Below are 16,566 nucleotides of genomic sequence, written 5' to 3'. Positions count from 1 at the left end.
ACCATGGTAGATATTACTTTTAAAACCTTCACCCTGCGAAAAGCAATTGCAGCGGCAACCATAAAAACTTCAGACATTTCAACGGTAGAAGCTGTACAAAACGGAACGGTTCCGAAAGGAAATGTGCTCGAATTTGCAAGAGCTTCCGCTCTACTGGCGATTAAAAAGACCAGCGATGTTATTCCTGACTGTCATCCTTTGCCAGTTGAATTTGCTGCCATTAATTATGAAATGAGTGACTTACATATTAATATCACTGTTGAGGTTCACACCATTTATAAAACCGGCGTTGAAGTCGAAGCGATGCATGGCGCTTCTGTAGCCGCTTTGGTGATTTATGATATGCTGAAGCCTATTGATAAAAATGTAGAGATCTCCAATATCCGACTTTTGGAAAAAAAGGGCGGAAAAAGCAGTCAGAAAAGCATAGAAACTGAAAATCTTACCGCTGCAGTAGTAGTTTGCAGTGATTCTGTTGCTCAGGGACTTAAAAATGATACTTCCGGAAAATTCTTGGTAGAATCTCTTAAAAATCAAGGAATTATCAATGTTGATTATTCAGTGATTCCGGATGAGATTTCTGTTATTCAGCAAAAGATAGAATTCTTTAAAAATAAAGGCTGTCATCTTCTTGTTTTTACAGGCGGAACCGGGCTTTCTGAACGGGATGTTACTCCGGAAGCGGTTTTACCGTTTATTACCAAAGAAATTCCGGGGATTATGGAGACCGCCAGAAACTACGGACAGGATCGTGTTAAAACTTCCATGCTTTCGCGGGGAATTGCCGGATTTTCCGACGATATGCTGATTTTGACATTTCCAGGATCTCACGGTGCGGTAAAAGAATATGTTCAGGCTCTTTTTCCGCAGGTTTTACATGTATTTTCCGTAAAAAAAGGAGACGGACATTAATTTCTGCTTCTCAACTTTAGAACTGTTTTCTCTATTTTTTCCACAGCTTTTTCAATCTCTGAAATTGTGGTATATTTCCCTATGCTGAATCTTATGGAAGATAATGCATCACGATCATTCATTCCCATTGCCTGAAGAACGTGCGAAGGCATTGTGGTGATAGCATTACAGGCAGAACCGCTGGAAACACATATATTTCCTAAAGAAAGGATTAGTTCTTCGGAATTGATCCCTTCAAAACAGATATTGGTGGTATTGAAAATCCGTACAGAATGATTTCCATTGATAAATGTTTGAGGAATTTTCAGCAATACATTTTCAAGATGATCTCTTAGTTCTTTTATTTTTTGTACATCTTTATGCATTTCCTCAAGAGCGATCTGCGCAGCCTTTCCCATACCCACAATTCCCGAGACATTTAAAGTTCCGCTTCTCAGATTATTTTGTTGGCCCCCTCCCTGAATCTGTGAATGTATTTTATTTTTAACGGAAGAAGAAATATAGAGCGCTCCTACACCTTTAGGTCCGTAAAATTTGTGGGCGGAGAAAGCCATCAAATCGATATTGAGTTTTTTTGCGTCAACTGGTATTTTCCCTACGGCCTGCGTTGCATCACAAAAAATATAACAGCCATTCCGGTGAACAATTTCGCCAATTTCTTTGATGGGATGAATGACTCCTGTTTCGTTGTTAACCAACATGATACAGACCATTAATGTTTTTTCGGTAATCAAAGATTCCAGTTCTGTAAGATTGATATTTCCCAAATGATCAACAAGGAGATAATCAACCCTGAATCCGTCTTTTTCAAGTTGCGCGCAAGTATCCAAAACAGCTTTATGTTCTGTGGTAACCGTAATAATATGGTTTTTATTCTGATCTTTTTTAAATCCTTTTAAAGCAAGGTTTACGGATTCTGTAGCTCCCGATGTGAAAATAATTTCTCTGGAGTCGGCCCCGATAAGTTCTGCTACTTCTTCCGTGGCATTTTCAACTGCTTCTCTTACAGTAAGTCCGAAAAGATGAGAACTTCCTGAGTTTGCATATACCTGATTAAAGTAAGGCAACATCTCATCCAAAACCCGCGGATCAACCGGAGTTGTAGCGTTATAATCCAGGTAAAGGAAATCATTATCCATCATAACATTTTAATTCATTTATAAAAATAGCGAACTTTTTTAGATTAGTTTTAAATTTAGCCAGAGCTTGTGTACTGCCGAATATTGTATGTTTTAAAGTAATCTTTTTGCCGAAAAACATTCATTATATTTGTATTTAGATTTACAATATGCATTCCAAGACTGATTTTCCAAAAATAAACGGATTGGTACTCGCCGGAGGGAAAAGTCTGCGAATGGGAAATCCAAAAGATAAAATCAACTGGCACGGCAAGGAACAGCGGTATTATATGGCTGATCTGTTGTCTCCATTGTGCGATCAGGTATTTATTTCCTGCAGAGCGGATCAGCTTGAAAATTTCAATAATGAGTACCAGGCTATTACCGATACTTTTTCAAACATGGGGCCTTTTGGCGGATTGCTTTCTGCATTGGATTTTCAGAGAGACAAAGCGTGGCTGGTCATTGCCTGTGATCTTCCTCTTTTAGACAAAAACCCGATAGAATTTCTTATCCAATCCAGAGATCCGGAAAAAGTGGCAACGGCTTATGAAAGCCCTTCTGATGGTTTACCGGAACCTCTGATCGCTATATGGGAACCTAAAAGCTATCCTTTGCTTCATCATTTTCTTTCAAAAGGAAACACCTCACTCCGAAAAATTTTAATTAACAGTGATACAACAATCCTGAAACCAGGCCACCCGGATTTTATGATGAACGTGAATACTCCCGAAGATCTGGAGAAAGCACAGAAAATATTAAAATTTTAATTTTTTAACCAAACAATTTTATTCTATACCTGTTCCTGCTGCTGCAATGATGTGTTCGTCGATCTTTTTAAAAATATCGGGATTATGTTTTTTGATTTTAATCCGGACATATTTCGAAGCGGGCATATTGGCTCCGCTCACCACATTATTAATGGAGACCAAAACATTGGTTTCCGGGAAATAGGTCATGGTACTTTTCTGCGGAATAGGATATTTTACGACAATGAAAAGTGGTGCAATCCTTTCTTTACCATCATCATAATTGAACAGATCTACATGATCTCCTTCTTTTAATCCAGCTTTTTCGATATCTTTTTCGTTCATCATAACCACTCTCCTTTCGTTGAAAATTCCACGGTAGCGATCATTTAAACCGTATACAACGGTATTGAACTGATCGTGTGTTCTTGTGGTTCCCATCAGATATTCATCTTCGTCAAGCAAATTATCCGGTACCGATGTAATGTTGAAGGCTGCTTTTCCAGGAAAAAATTCGCTGTTGAATATGCCGTCTCTTGCAGCATTCGGAAGATAAAAACCACCTTTCTGTACTACTCTTTCATTGTAATTTTCAAATCCCGGGATGCATTGCTCCACATCATGACGGATAGCATCATAACTGTTGATGAATTTATCCCAGTCAACTACGGAACAGTCTCCCAAAACAGCTTTTGCCATTCTGCACGCAACATGGATTTCGTTAATAAGATGTTCCGAAACGGGATCTAAAACTCCTTTTGAAGCCTGTATTACTCCCATTGAATTTTCCGTACTTACATGCTGAATTTCTCCATTCACTATATCTTTTTCACTTCTGGAAATTACCGGCAGGATGAGCGCTTCTTTTCCATGAATGAGATGATTTCTGTTGAGTTTAATAGAAACCATGACCGACATTTCGAGATTACGCATGGCTTCTGCAGTAAAAGCGGTATCAGGTGCCGCAGAAAGAAAATTTCCTCCCATGCAGAACATAAATTTCACTTTTCCTTCGTGCATTGCTTTCAGCGCATTTACTACATCATATCCTCCTTTTCTCGGAACGTTAAAACCATAATATTCCTGCAGCTTGTCTAACTGTTCTTTTGTGGGATGGTGATTGATAAGTAAGGTCCTGTTTCCCTGAACATTGCTGTGACCACGGACCGGGCAGACTCCTCCCCCGCGAATCCCGATGCTCCCCTTCATTAATAAAAGGTTTACAATATTATAGATCATTTCTACACCGTTATGCTGCTGCGTAATTCCCATTCCCCAACAAATAATGATGCGTTTTTTTGAAGCAATCATATGTGCTGCTTCCTTCAAATTTTCTACCGGAATTCCGCATTGTTCCGACAAAAAATTTATGTCATACCGTTTTAATTCTTCAGTCAGGGCTTCAAAACCGGCTGTTTTATTCGTTATAAAATCATGATCAAGAATTTTTCCCGGATTTTTCGCTTCTTCTTCTAAAACAAGGATTTGAAGCGCTTTTAAAAGTGCCATATCTCCGTTGATCTTTACAGGAAGATGTAAATCTGATAATTCAAAAGGCTTATTCAGTAATGCACGGACATTCTGAGGATCTTTAAAGCCTTTCAGACCGGCTTCCGGCAGTGGATTAATTCCTATAATTTTCGCTCCGTTTTTCTTTCCTTTTGTAAGGGCAGAAAGCATTCTCGGTGAGTTGGTTCCCGGATTTTGTCCGATAATAATAATTAAATCAGTATCATAAAAGTCTTCCAGTTTTACAGTTCCCTTTCCTATTCCGATACTTCTGGAAAGTGCATATCCTGAAGTTTCATGGCACATATTGGAGCAGTCCGGAAAATTATTGGTCCCGAATTCCCTGGCAAATAGCTGATACACCCACGTTGCCTCATTACTCGTTCTTCCTGAGGTGTAAAATATGGCTTCATCCGGCGAATCCAGTGCGTTTAATTTTTCTGAAATTTTTGCAAAGGCATCATTCCAGCTTATCGGCTGATAGTGCGTTCCTCCTTGCGGAAGATACATCGGTTCTGCAATCCTTCCCAGCTGGCTGATTTCAAAATCTGTCATTTTTGCTAAATCATATACAGAATTTTCTTTAAAAAAACCTGCACCGATTTTTTTTGAAGTAGCTTCTTCTGCCAAAGCTTTGGCTCCGTTTTCGCAATATTCTCCTAATTTAGAACGCTCATCATCCGGATCGGGCCAGGCACAACTGGGACAATCGAATCCGTTAAACTGATTCATGCTGAAAAGAGCTCTCCCACCCCGAAGAACGGAGGCATTGAGAACGAGCTGATCTATGGAGTGGACAACGGCAGGAACTCCCGCTGCCCAATTTTTCGGAGACTTTATTTTAAGGTCCGCTAACTGATATGGAGATTCCGCAGAAGGTGTTTTGCTGCTTTCTTCTTTTTTACTGAACAGATCTTTGTTTTCCATGATTTTCTACATTTAAAAAAATGAAAGACTTAACATTTAATATTCGGATTAGGATAATTGTCGCTTTGATCTTCCAGGGTGTTATCAATACAGACAAAATCTTTTTCCACCAAAATCTTTACCAAACCGGATTGTCCTTCAAAACCTACTCTATCGGTAGAAATCCACTCATCAATCATGGTTTCAGGCATTTTCAGAATAATTTTATTTTCAATGAAAACTGTTGAAAGTTCCGAATCTTCTGTTTTTTCAATAGCATAGACAAAAGAACGGTTGATGAATGCTGTAGTGTTTGAAATCTTTCCGCTTTTTCCTAATTCTGCTACTTCGGATTGAGTTAAACGGTATCTTACTGAATGGTCTTTAATTCTTATTTTCATAATAAATTTTCAATTTTAAAATGGCTTCCGCAGTGGTAAATATTAAATCGGTTGTTGCGCAGAAAGCCTAATAAAGTCATATCGAATTCTTTTGCAAGTTCTATTGCCAGACTTGATGGGGCTCCTATTGCAGCAACAGTTGTAATTCCCGCCATTGCGGCTTTCTGAATCAGCTCAAAGCTTGCTCTCCCGCTGAGAAGCAAAATTTTATTGCCCAGTGGAAGTAAATTTGCAGACAGCGCATATCCTATAAGTTTATCCAAAGCATTATGCCTTCCCACATCTTCGCGTAAGGCAAGAAGGTTACCTTCCAAATCAAAAATACCGGCAGCGTGTATACTACCGGTGATGCTAAAATTATTCTGAAACGACTGCAGCTTTTCAGACAGCTGATACAGTATTTCCAGAGAAACTTCCGTATTTTCTTTTTTATGTTCTTTAAAAATGCTCACTGTTTTAATGGATTCTATGGAAGCCTTTCCACAAACACCACAGCTGGAAGTAGTATAAAAATTTCTTTCCACTTTCATAAGTTCAGGAACGAAAGATTCATTCAGTTCGACAATGATGCTATTTTCGCTGTTCTTTGAACATGCATTCTCTGGATAACAGATGGTTTTTATCTGTTCGTTACCGGTAATAATTCCTTCTGTAAATAAAAACCCGACCGCCAGTTCCGGGTCATTTCCGGGGGTTCTCATGGTGACCGATATATTTTTAGATTCTTTTTTACCCGATAAATAATATATAATCCTTATTTCCAAAGGTTCTTCCACAGAGACATCATCTGTATAACGAAGACAGGTGCTATCCTTTACCTTAACGATTTCTATCTGCTTTACTGATGTACCTGATAACAGATGCGCTTTCATAATTTATAACAATTGTAAATAAAGGTACAAATTTTATCTATCAAATAGAAAATGGGCCGAAATCATTTTACAGCTATACTTTTCGCTTCTTCTTTTATTAGTGAATGCTTTTTAATTCTGTTAAACATATTATTATGTGATTCGTTTTACTCTTCCTCCTCTGTATTTTTCAGTTTCATCAAAAGCGTATAGGCATTTTTGGTCACGATCTTTTTATTCTTAAAATCATCAAAATTGAGGATCTGGATAAACCCATTTTCCGTTTCTCCCAAAGTAACCGGAGTCAATCGGTACGTCTGCTTTTTAACCTCAACAAACACAAAGTCTTTGCCTTCAAAATTCACAATACTTTCTTCCGGAACCGCATTGGAAAAAGAAGTGCTGGTTTCAATTTCGGCATTCATATACATTCCCGGAACCAGGCTGTGATCGTATTTATCGAAATGACAATGTACTTCCGCTAAACCGCCCTGACTGATATCCTTGCTGATCAAAAGAATTTCGCCGTAATATTTTTTGCTTGGATCAGCGTTAGTGTACGCTGCAAAACGCTGTCCTTTTTTCAGATTTTCCAGGTCTTTTTCGTACACTTTAAGATTCAGGTGGATATCATCCGGATTGATGAGCTCAAAAAGCACATCCGAAGGATTTACATATTTCCCAATATTCACATTCACTTTGCTCACAAATCCGTTGATCGAGCTGTACACCGGAACACTCTTCGTGATGTTTCCTGATTTTAAAGATTCAGGATTGATATTGATGAGTCTAAGCTGCTGCGCTAATGAGTTCATCAGAATTCTCTGGCTGTTCATTTCAGATTGGGCGAGCTGCATCGCTTTGTCGCTGCTTGCCTGACTTTGGTTCAGTGTTTTCTGACGGTTGTAATCCAATTCTGCAAAATGTGCTTTGGATCTTGCCATCAGATAATCCTGCTGAAGCTGAATGAATTGCGGATTTTCGATCACTGCAATAACCTGACCTCTGGAAACCGGCATTCCCGGAAGAAGATTGCTGGATTTCAGATAACCGCCAAGCGGAATGCTTACAGAAACCAGGTTCTGTGGCGGAACATCGATCATTCCGTTTAATTTTAGGGTTGAAGCAATATTTTGAAGCGAAAGTGTTGTTGTTACTATCGGTGCATTTTTGAGCTGAGCATCAGTTAAGGTAACTACATTTTCATCTTTCGGGAGACTTTTTTCCTGCTTTGGAGCTTCTTCTTTTTTGCATTGGATGAAGACAAAAAAGCTGATTAATAAGGTATATATTGAAATTGATTTCATTTTTTTACGGATTTAAAGTAAGGTATTCCAGTTCAATGGCACTTTGGTTAAGTTTCCAGACGGCATCGGTGTAATTGTTTTTAAGCTGTACCGCCTGGTTCACGAGGATCACAAATTCAAGGTAATTGATTTCACCGCCGATGAATTGTCTTTTCGCCGTTTCGGTAATGACCTCTGCATTTTTCAGATCGGAACTTTCATATTTTGAAACAATTTCCAGACTGGACTGATAGATTTCTCTTGCTTTTTTAAGCTGATTCTGCAGATTGAATTCCGCATTTTTCAGCTCACTTTCTGCGACAGACTGCGCCACTTTTGCAGCTTCAATTCTCGCTTTTTGACCTCCGGAAAATATCGGAAGCGAAACACCGACCTGAACCGAATGGAACTGAGGTGTTGCATTATACAATTTATCATCCGGCCCCAATCCTTTAAAACTGTTCAGGTTATATGCCAACTGCAGACCGGGAAGCATTTTCGCTTTTTCCAGTGCGATCTGTTCTGCGGAAATATTTTTCTGCTGTTCCCAGATTTTCAGCAAAGGATGATCTGCCGGTTTTTCGTTTAAAGAATTGGCAAAAGATTTTGAATCTTCGGGAATGAAATCTGTTTCCGTATTCAAAAGCCACTGAAACTGGATCTTTAAAACCGCTAATTCCTGCTGCAATTGTTTTAACTGAATTTCTATCGCCGATTTCTGGCTGGAAGCGGTTGTTTTTTCCAGAATATTGCTCTCGCCTGCTTTCAATCTGAGATTTGCTTTGTCTGAAAAGTCAGTGTACAGTTTCAGGATTTCATTCAGCAGCTTTTCTTTTTCTTTCCAGTACAGAATGTTGTAAAAGGTTAGACTGACTGCTTTTTTAAGTTCATATTCTTTCAGGGAAACATTCAGCAAAGATTTTTTCCATTCTTCCGTGTATACATTTTTCTGTTTCTTATACACTGTCGGAAAAGCAATGTTCTGGGAAACGCCAAATTTCATATCGTTATACGCACTGTTGATCTGTCCATAATCGAACGTCACACCAGTCTGTGGAATATCATTAGCCGATTTTATCAAAGCTTTGGAATATTCAGATTTCAATTTTTCGTTTTTAAGATTTCTGTTGTTTTCCAGTGCGGTATTGATCGCAGTCTGAAGATTGATCGGCGTTTGCGCTTTCAACCCGAATCCTGCAAAGCTGAATAACAAAATGAATACAGCTGTTATATTTTTGTGATTATTTTTCATATGTAGATATTTATTGTTTTTTAAAGGTCATATGTAATCGCGTTTTCTTCATAGGCGTTTGCGTTTTCCAAATGATGGCGATTTCATTTTAAATCCTTTTTCAATGGTTACATAAAGAAGCGGCAGTACAAAAAGCGTAAGGAAAGTTGCAACGAGCAAACCTCCGATCACCACGGTTGCCAACGGACGCTGAACTTCGGCTCCTGCTCCGTTGCTGAGCGCCATCGGAATAAATCCTAAAGATGCCACGAAAGCCGTCATCAAAACCGGACGAAGTCTGGATTCTCCACCATCAATTACAATTCTCACAATATTCCGGATTCCGCTTTTGTATAATCTGTTGAATTCTGAGATGAGAACGATTCCGTTGAGAACCGCCACTCCGAAAAGGGCGATAAATCCAACGCCTGCACTGATGCTGAAAGGCATTCCTCTCAAAGCCAGAAGAAATACGCCGCCAATAATTGAAAGTGGAATTGCGGTGTAAATCAGCAGACTTTCTTTCACCGAGCCGAATGCTAAGAACAGCATCACAAAAATAAGCGCCAAAGCAACCGGAACGGCAATCATTAAACGCTGTTTTGCATTGTTCAGGTTTTCAAAAGAACCTCCGTAAGTCATATAATAACCTGTCGGAAGTTTTATCTCTTTGTTGACTTTACTCTGAAGTTCTTCCACGATGCTCTGAACGTCCCTTCCTTTGATGTTGAATCCAACGACAATTCTGCGCTGTGCATTTTCTCTCTGAATCTGGTTTGGTCCGTTTTTCACTTCAACTTTTGCAAGCTGAGAAAGCGGAATCTGGTTTCCGAAAGGGGTCGGAACCAACAGGTTTTTAATATCATCCACATTTTTACGGACTTTGGAATCGAGACGGACAACCATATCGAAACGTTTTTCGCCTTCAAAAACGAGACCTGTACTCTGCCCTGCAAATGCGGCATTCACAATCCGGTTGATGTCGGAAATGGATAAATGATACTGTGCGATTGCCGGACGGTTGTACTCTATCGTTACCTGCGGCATTCCGGCAATCGGTTCGATGTAAAGGTTTTGGGCTCCGTCTACAGTTTCAATAATTTTCCCGAGTTTCTGGGCATTTTTTGAAAGCACGTCCAGATCATCTCCAAAAATTTTAACCACGACATCCTGTCTTGCTCCCGTCATCAGTTCATTGAAACGCATCTGCACCGGAAACTGGAAACTTACCGTTACCCCGGGAACATCCTGCAGTTCTTTGGTCATTTTATCTGCCAGTTCCGGGAATGTGGAAGCGGAAGTCCATTCTTTTTTATCCTTCAGAATCACCATTATATCCGCGGCATCCATCGGCATCGGGTCTGTAGGAACCTCCCCGCTTCCGATTTTTGTCACGACTTTTTGTACTTCGGGAAATCTTGATTTCAGGATGTGAGCAGCTTTCTGTGTACTTTCAATAGTTGTGTTGAGATTGCTTCCCGACAAAACCCTGGTTTCAACGGCAAAATCCCCTTCTTCAAGCGAAGGAATAAATTCACCTCCCATTCTGCTGAGAATGAAAATTGCCAAGATAAAAAGTACAGCCACGATGGAGAATACCATTTTCGGAAATCTTAAAATTTTAAGCAATGTTTTGAGATAGATTTTCTCCACTTTTTTCATCATCCGGTCGGATAAGTTCGGTTTCAGGTTTCTTTTTCTCAAGAGCAAAGAACTCATCATCGGAATGTACGTTAACGACAATAAAAATGCACCTAATAAAGCGAAAGCAACAGTCTGAGCCATCGGTTTAAACATTTTCCCTTCAATTCCCTGTAAGGTAAGAATCGGAAGATACACGATCAGGATGATGATTTGTCCGAAAACGGCACTGTTCATCATTTTTCCGGCAGAATCGGTTACAATGGTATCCATTTCTTCTTTTCCGACGGAGAATATTTTTTTGAATTTTGAATTATGGCTGAACTGGTGCAGAACAGATTCTACAATAATCACCGCACCGTCGATAATCAAACCAAAATCCAGTGCACCGAGACTCATCAGGTTTCCGCTGACTCCGAAAAGATTCATCATACAGATGGCAAAAAGCATTGCGAGAGGAATCACAGAAGCCACCAACAGGCCTGCGCGTACATTTCCAAGGAACAGAACCAGTACAAATACAACAATTAATGCACCTTCCGTAAGGTTTTTTTCTACGGTTCCGATGGCGTTGTTTACCATTTTGGTACGATCCAGGAACGGTTCTATTACTACTCCTTTCGGAAGTGTTTTCTGAATCTGTGCAATTTTTTCTTTTACGTTTTTAATGACCTGATTGCTGTTTTCGCCTTTCAGCATCATGACCACTGCTCCGGAAACTTCTCCTTGATCATTAAATGTCATGGCACCATATCTTGTGGCAAAGCTGGTTTTCACCTCTGCAACGTCTCTTATAAATAATGGAATTTCATTGGTTTTGGAAGCAATCGCAATATTTTTGATGTCTTCGATATTTCCGATCAGACCTTCGCTTCGGATGTATAAAACGGTGGGACCTTTTTCGATATAAGCACCTCCGGTGTTCTGGTTATTGGTATTTAATGCATCGAAAACATCGTTAATGGTGATTCCGTAAGCATTTAACCTGTCGGGATTTACGGCAATTTCGTATTGTTTCAGTTTTCCTCCGAAACTGCTGACTTCGGCAACGCCTTTTACACCGAGAAGCTGTCTTCTTACGATCCAGTCCTGAATGGTGCGGAGTTCTGTGATGTCGTATTTTTTCTCGTAGCCTTTTTCGGGACGGATCACGTACTGGAAAATTTCGCCCAACCCTGTGGAAATAGGACCTAATTCGGGGGTTCCGATTCCCTGCGGAATCTGGGTCTGAACCTGCTGCAGCCGTTCTGCAACCTGCTGTCTTGCCCAGTAAATATCGACGTCATCCTCGAAAACGATGGTAACGAGCGATAACCCGAAACGTGAAAAACTGCGGATTTCTTTTAATCCTGAAATATTATTGTTTGCCTGTTCTATGGGAAATGTCACCAGTCTTTCAATGTCTGTTGCCCCAAATGAAGGGGCAATCGTAATGACCTGAACCTGGTTGTTGGTAATGTCCGGAACAGCGTCGATCGGCAGTTTGGTGACCTGATAGGAGCCAATGCCTATCAATCCCAAAACCAACAGCGCAATGATGAGTTTATTCTTTACAGAAAACTCAATGATTTTTGTAAGCATAATGATTTGTTGAGCTTATTAGCAGATGATAGATAACAGATGATAGATAACTATGCTATAGATAAATATCTCTATTTGAATTTACTATTCCAGCAAATGCTTATGAATAAATAAGTTTGATCGCCTGATAAAAAATTAATGAACCTATGGTTGATCAACTTAATATCAAAACGTTCTCAAAAATATTTTTGAGAAGAATTCAGAAAAAATCAACAAAATTTCGGCGGTTGCCAGATAGAATTGAGAATATCTTTATTGTAAAAGATGCTTTTGTAAAAAGTCTGTTTGGATTTAATAATCGGGTTGGATTCTTTGTCGGATAACTGAAAAGTAAAAGGTATCGCCGGTGTACAAACGATCACAAGATGCGCAGCGTGCGAAACGAATGGCAGTTGCTGATCTTTGTTATAATCTGAATCTTTTACCGGGTTTTCGTAATGGATTTTAAAGAACGAACCGATTGTGATAGCAGGATTTTGCTCCTTATGCTCCAGATAATGTTCAACAAGAACCGGTACTTTCAAAAACTGATACAGCTCGGTTGTAGAAACCAAGTATAAACTAAGCAATAGTATTGAGATCAGTTTTTTCACTTATGCAAAATTATAAAATGTTTCGTTAAGAACAATTTTAAATAAGCTAAATCATTTTTTGCAATATTAAAAGCTCTATATTATATATTGGTACTCATTATATAAGTGATCTTTTTCTTAAACATTTCTTAAAAGGATTTATCTTTATTTAAGAAACACATCTTTTCAGCTTTAGTTTATTATTTTTTGTAAGCCATCAAAATATGTTTTACTACAGGATTCAAATCTACATTTATTGCCGCTACTATTTTTTATTTCGAAATTTTTGTTTAAATTTTTATATCCTATGTTTTAAAAATCAAATTATTCACTGAATCCTTTGGATATTAAACAGACCTGGTAAAATTGACCGCCGTGGGCATAATGACGGGAGATAAACGCCAAAAATCGTAAATTTACAATCTATTAAAAAAGAAACGATGAGCAATGATTACAATTACAAACCGATAGACAAGATCGTGCAGCCTATGCAAAGATTTATTCAACAGGAAAAGTCTGGAGGACTGTTGTTGGGAATCAGCGTTATATTGGCCCTTATTTTGGCAAATACACCTTTGTCTCATGCCTATCATGAAGTTTTGGAACAATCTTTTGGCTTCCAGTGGAACAATGAAACCTATTTTAATTATACCATTCACCACTGGATTAATGACGGTCTGATGTCCATATTTTTCTTTGTGGTAGGTTTGGAGCTGAAACGGGAGATTATCGGGGGAGAGCTTTCTAATGTCAGAAAGGCTATTTTACCTATTGTCGCTGCTGTTGGAGGCATGGTAATGCCTGCCCTTATTTATCTTCTTTTCAATCCTTCAGGTGAACCACACAAAGGCTGGGGAATCCCGATGGCTACAGATATTGCTTTTGCATTGGGAGTTCTTTACCTGCTGGGAAATAAAATACCGTTGGCACTCAAGGTTTTTTTAACAGCACTTGCTATTGTCGATGATCTTGGAGCAGTGCTCGTTATCGCATTTTTCTACACCGCTGAAATCAATATGGTATTTTTACTGGCCGGGTTTTTCATTCTTGCTTTAATGTATTTGGGAAACAAGCTTGGCATACGATCCATTATTTTCTATGCAGTTTTGGGAATCGGCGGAGTCTGGACCTGTTTTCTCGTGTCGGGAGTTCATGCTACGATCGCCGCCGTACTGGCTGCATTTACGATCCCGGCCGATGTGAAGATCCGGGAAAGTGTTTTTATTGCCAAGATTAATTCCTATCTGGAACGATTTAAAAATATTGATCCTGACCAGAATACACCCACCCTCACCAATGAACAGCTACATGTCCTGGAAAAAATGAACGAGGCAACCCTGGCTGCCACTCCCCCATTGCAAAGACTGGAACATGCCATGCATCCTGCCGTTTCATTCCTGATTATCCCTATTTTCGCTATAGCGAATGCCGGTGTCTCGCTAACTATTGATATAGAGAGTCTTTTTAACAATAATATTGCAGTAGGTACTGCTTTAGGTCTGTTATTGGGTAAAGTAATCGGCATTGCAGGATTCAGTATTTTGTTTATAAAACTGAAAATTGCCAAAGTTCCTACGGGAATGACAATTAAAAACCTTTTCGGACTTGGATTTTTAGCTTCCATAGGATTCACCATGTCACTTTTTGTAACCTCACTGGCCTTCAGCCATGAAGAATACCAGACTCAGGCAAAAATAGGTATATTTGCGGCATCACTTATCGGTGGAATTATAGGATATGTGATTCTCAACCGATCTGCAAAATAACTAAGGATGATTAGAATATAGATTAGGAATATGACAAACAGGGTCACCGACCAGATGTATTATACCAATTATAAAATAAAAAAAGGAAAAAGCACTCTTAAAATGCTTTTTCCTTACAGGTGACCCCGGAGGGATTCGAACCCCCAACCGACGGAGCCGAAATCCGTTATTCTATCCAGTTGAACTACGGAGCCATTTATAAATGATAACTGATGAATTATAAATGATTAATCATTCATCAATTATCATCTATCAATTATATTTAGAATGTAATCTTTACGCCTCCCAAAATTTGTGCACCAAGAACTTTGTAGCCTTTGTACGTTTGGTATTTTGAGTTTAGAAGATTATTTCCGAGTGCGAAAATACTGAAATTTTTGTGAATTTTATACTCTGCTGATAAGTTTAAATCAGCATACCCTCCAACTTTATCATTTGTATCCTCTGTAGACAGGTAGGTTACCGGATTGCCAACTCCCTCAAGCACAAATGAATTCGTCGTTCTGTCGCTTGCAAAAATCCCTTTAAAACCAAGCATTAATTTTTGATCAAGCATGGTATATTTTGCTCCGATTGACGCCGTTACGAGCGGTACATTATAGATATCCGAGTAATTATCGAGGTCAAATTTGGTAAATTTTACTTCTGTATCCAGGATAAGATTTGCCAGCGGGAAATATTGAAGGCTACCTTTAATATCGCCCACATTACCATTATCATAAACAGCAGAAAAAGTATTGGCATAATTATAAGCGGAACGATTAACCGAAGTATAATCGAACAAATCATTTGCTCTGAAGAACATGATATCATTCATTTTTCCGTACCCTGCAGAAACATCGTATTTGAACATTTCATCAATATCTCCTCTTAAACCCACATAAAAATGATATTTTGTTTCAGTAGGTCTTAAGTACTGATCGGAAACGATAAAAGGGTTTTGCTGTAAAAGATCAGCATATGTATTCAGTTTAAGACCTCCGTCTACCCCACCGTAGAATTTAAACTCATCAGCGGCGGCATACTGGAATTCAGCCTGTGGAAACCAATACGTTTTATTATTTTTCATCTGTTCAGCCATCATCATATTCTGATTTTTCGAATTCAGAAATGCAAACGAAGAACCTAACATTAAATATGAATCTCCTTTTCTAAAGGTAACTTTAGGAGCAAGATTCAGATTAACAAAATTGGATGAATTCTGATCAAGAATGGCAAATTCGCTTTTTACAGCTTCTACACCTACTCCCAGATCAGCGTTAAGGTTAAAACCTGACTTCCCGATTTCAACCGCATGTTTTGACAAATTGGCTAAAATGGAGACCTGGTTTTCCTGAGCATCAAAATGGTCTTTCAAAAAAGATGACTTTACCCGCACATCATTCAGAATTTCATTGGAATAAAAATCATAATATCCGTTTACTTTAAATTGATTAACTCTCTGGTCCAGATCAACATCTCCCGGCTGCAGTGCATAAATTCCGTAGTAGTTATAACTGTTTAAGCCATATTCAGCATTCAGGTTGAATTTCCCTTTATCTCCGTAAGAATTGAGAAAGGCGCCCAAAGTAGTGGAACTCTGCTTGGAATCCCAGTCATATTCTTTTTTAAGGCCTTGTGTTGAAAGAAAATGGGCATCAACACCCACCTCAATTTTGTTTTCCAGTGTTTTGGAAATATTGGCATCTCCGAGAATTTTCCCGTAATTTCCCATTCCGAACTGGATATAATTATTTTGCGCAGAACCTTCAAATTTTGGTGTAACATCCTGGCCCTGGATGGTAGAAGTTTTAAAATCCGAAACTGCGGGAACATCCGTTATTCTGTATTGTACAGGATTCTGGGATTTTTCTTCCGGCGGATAATTTTTAATGGTTTCTACCGAAGTTTTCTTTTTTTCGATCTTCTTTACTTCCGGTTCTCTTTTTTTATTAAGAATCAGTTTTTCTTCTTTGATCTGGGAAAACGCCACCGACGAAACCCCTAAGAATAATATAGATAATATTTGAATTTTCCTGTTCATATTTTCTTTATTTGAAAAAT

At 38.8% G+C, this 16,566-nt stretch carries 12 protein-coding genes and 1 tRNA gene; 3 read left to right on the top strand and 10 right to left on the bottom strand.

The features are described 5' to 3' along the window. Positions 1–3: 3 nt before the first annotated feature. Positions 4–912: a bifunctional molybdenum cofactor biosynthesis protein MoaC/MoaB gene (gene moaCB, locus ODE14_RS02435; protein ID WP_263602833.1), complete on the top strand. Its 909-nt coding sequence runs from the start codon at positions 4–6 to the stop codon at positions 910–912. Here the strand turns inward: moaCB and ODE14_RS02430 are convergent. Then, the gene (locus ODE14_RS02430; RefSeq protein ID WP_263602832.1) at positions 909–2,054 is read right to left on the bottom strand and encodes a cysteine desulfurase family protein; all 1,146 of its coding nucleotides are present in this window, start codon (positions 2,052–2,054) and stop codon (positions 909–911) included. The genes moaCB and ODE14_RS02430 overlap by 4 nt on opposite strands. 146 nt (positions 2,055–2,200) lie before the next feature. Between ODE14_RS02430 and ODE14_RS02425 the strand changes: the two genes are divergently transcribed. Further along, positions 2,201–2,800: an NTP transferase domain-containing protein gene (locus ODE14_RS02425; RefSeq protein WP_263602831.1), complete on the top strand. Its 600-nt coding sequence runs from the start codon at positions 2,201–2,203 to the stop codon at positions 2,798–2,800. 18 nt (positions 2,801–2,818) lie between these two features. Here the strand turns inward: ODE14_RS02425 and ODE14_RS02420 are convergent, their stop codons facing one another. The 7 genes from ODE14_RS02420 to ODE14_RS02395 all read right to left on the bottom strand — a co-directional run bounded on the left by ODE14_RS02420 (position 2,819) and on the right by ODE14_RS02395 (position 12,778). Then, positions 2,819–5,215, bottom strand: a complete 2,397-nt coding sequence (locus ODE14_RS02420) for an FdhF/YdeP family oxidoreductase (protein WP_263602830.1) — start codon at positions 5,213–5,215, stop codon at positions 2,819–2,821. 29 nt (positions 5,216–5,244) lie between these two features. After that, the gene (locus tag ODE14_RS02415; RefSeq protein ID WP_248393811.1) at positions 5,245–5,595 is read right to left on the bottom strand and encodes a DUF7009 family protein; all 351 of its coding nucleotides are present in this window, start codon (positions 5,593–5,595) and stop codon (positions 5,245–5,247) included. Beyond that, positions 5,592–6,467 carry a formate dehydrogenase accessory sulfurtransferase FdhD gene (gene fdhD, locus ODE14_RS02410; protein WP_248393814.1) on the bottom strand — a complete coding sequence of 292 codons (876 nt, stop codon included), beginning with the start codon at positions 6,465–6,467 and terminating at the stop codon, positions 5,592–5,594. Before fdhD ends, ODE14_RS02415 begins: the two co-directional genes overlap by 4 nt. Positions 6,468–6,613: 146 nt before the next feature. Then, complete coding sequence (locus tag ODE14_RS02405) at positions 6,614–7,753, bottom strand: efflux RND transporter periplasmic adaptor subunit (protein WP_263602829.1); 1,140 nt, start codon at positions 7,751–7,753, stop codon at positions 6,614–6,616. A 4-nt stretch (positions 7,754–7,757) separates the two neighbouring features. Beyond that, entirely contained in the window at positions 7,758–8,984 is a 1,227-nt protein-coding gene (locus ODE14_RS18715) for a TolC family protein (protein ID WP_412059346.1), read from the bottom strand. Between the two features lie 48 nt (positions 8,985–9,032). Then, on the bottom strand, positions 9,033–12,185 hold the full coding sequence (locus ODE14_RS02400) for an efflux RND transporter permease subunit (protein ID WP_412059345.1): 3,153 nt from the start codon (positions 12,183–12,185) through the stop codon (positions 9,033–9,035). 209 nt (positions 12,186–12,394) lie between these two features. Beyond that, positions 12,395–12,778, bottom strand: a complete 384-nt coding sequence (locus ODE14_RS02395) for a hypothetical protein (protein ID WP_263602828.1) — start codon at positions 12,776–12,778, stop codon at positions 12,395–12,397. Between the two features lie 419 nt (positions 12,779–13,197). Between ODE14_RS02395 and nhaA the strand changes: the two genes are divergently transcribed. After that, positions 13,198–14,523, top strand: coding sequence for a Na+/H+ antiporter NhaA (gene nhaA, locus ODE14_RS02390; protein ID WP_263602827.1), 1,326 nt, complete (start codon positions 13,198–13,200; stop codon positions 14,521–14,523). A 120-nt stretch (positions 14,524–14,643) separates the two neighbouring features. On the opposite strand, the gene ODE14_RS02385 is transcribed toward nhaA, so the two are convergent. Together ODE14_RS02385 and ODE14_RS02380 are read right to left on the bottom strand one after the other, a co-directional pair. Next, positions 14,644–14,717 (bottom strand) — tRNA-Arg (locus ODE14_RS02385). A gap of 68 nt (positions 14,718–14,785) precedes the next feature. Next, positions 14,786–16,546 carry a TonB-dependent receptor gene (locus ODE14_RS02380; RefSeq protein ID WP_263602826.1) on the bottom strand — a complete coding sequence of 587 codons (1,761 nt, stop codon included), beginning with the start codon at positions 16,544–16,546 and terminating at the stop codon, positions 14,786–14,788. Positions 16,547–16,566: the final 20 nt, after the last annotated feature.

The sequence above is a fragment of the Chryseobacterium sp. PET-29 genome (assembly GCF_025736815.1).
Lineage (GTDB): Bacteria > Bacteroidota > Bacteroidia > Flavobacteriales > Weeksellaceae > Chryseobacterium > Chryseobacterium nepalense.
This window is presented reverse-complemented; position numbering and strand designations above follow the sequence as displayed.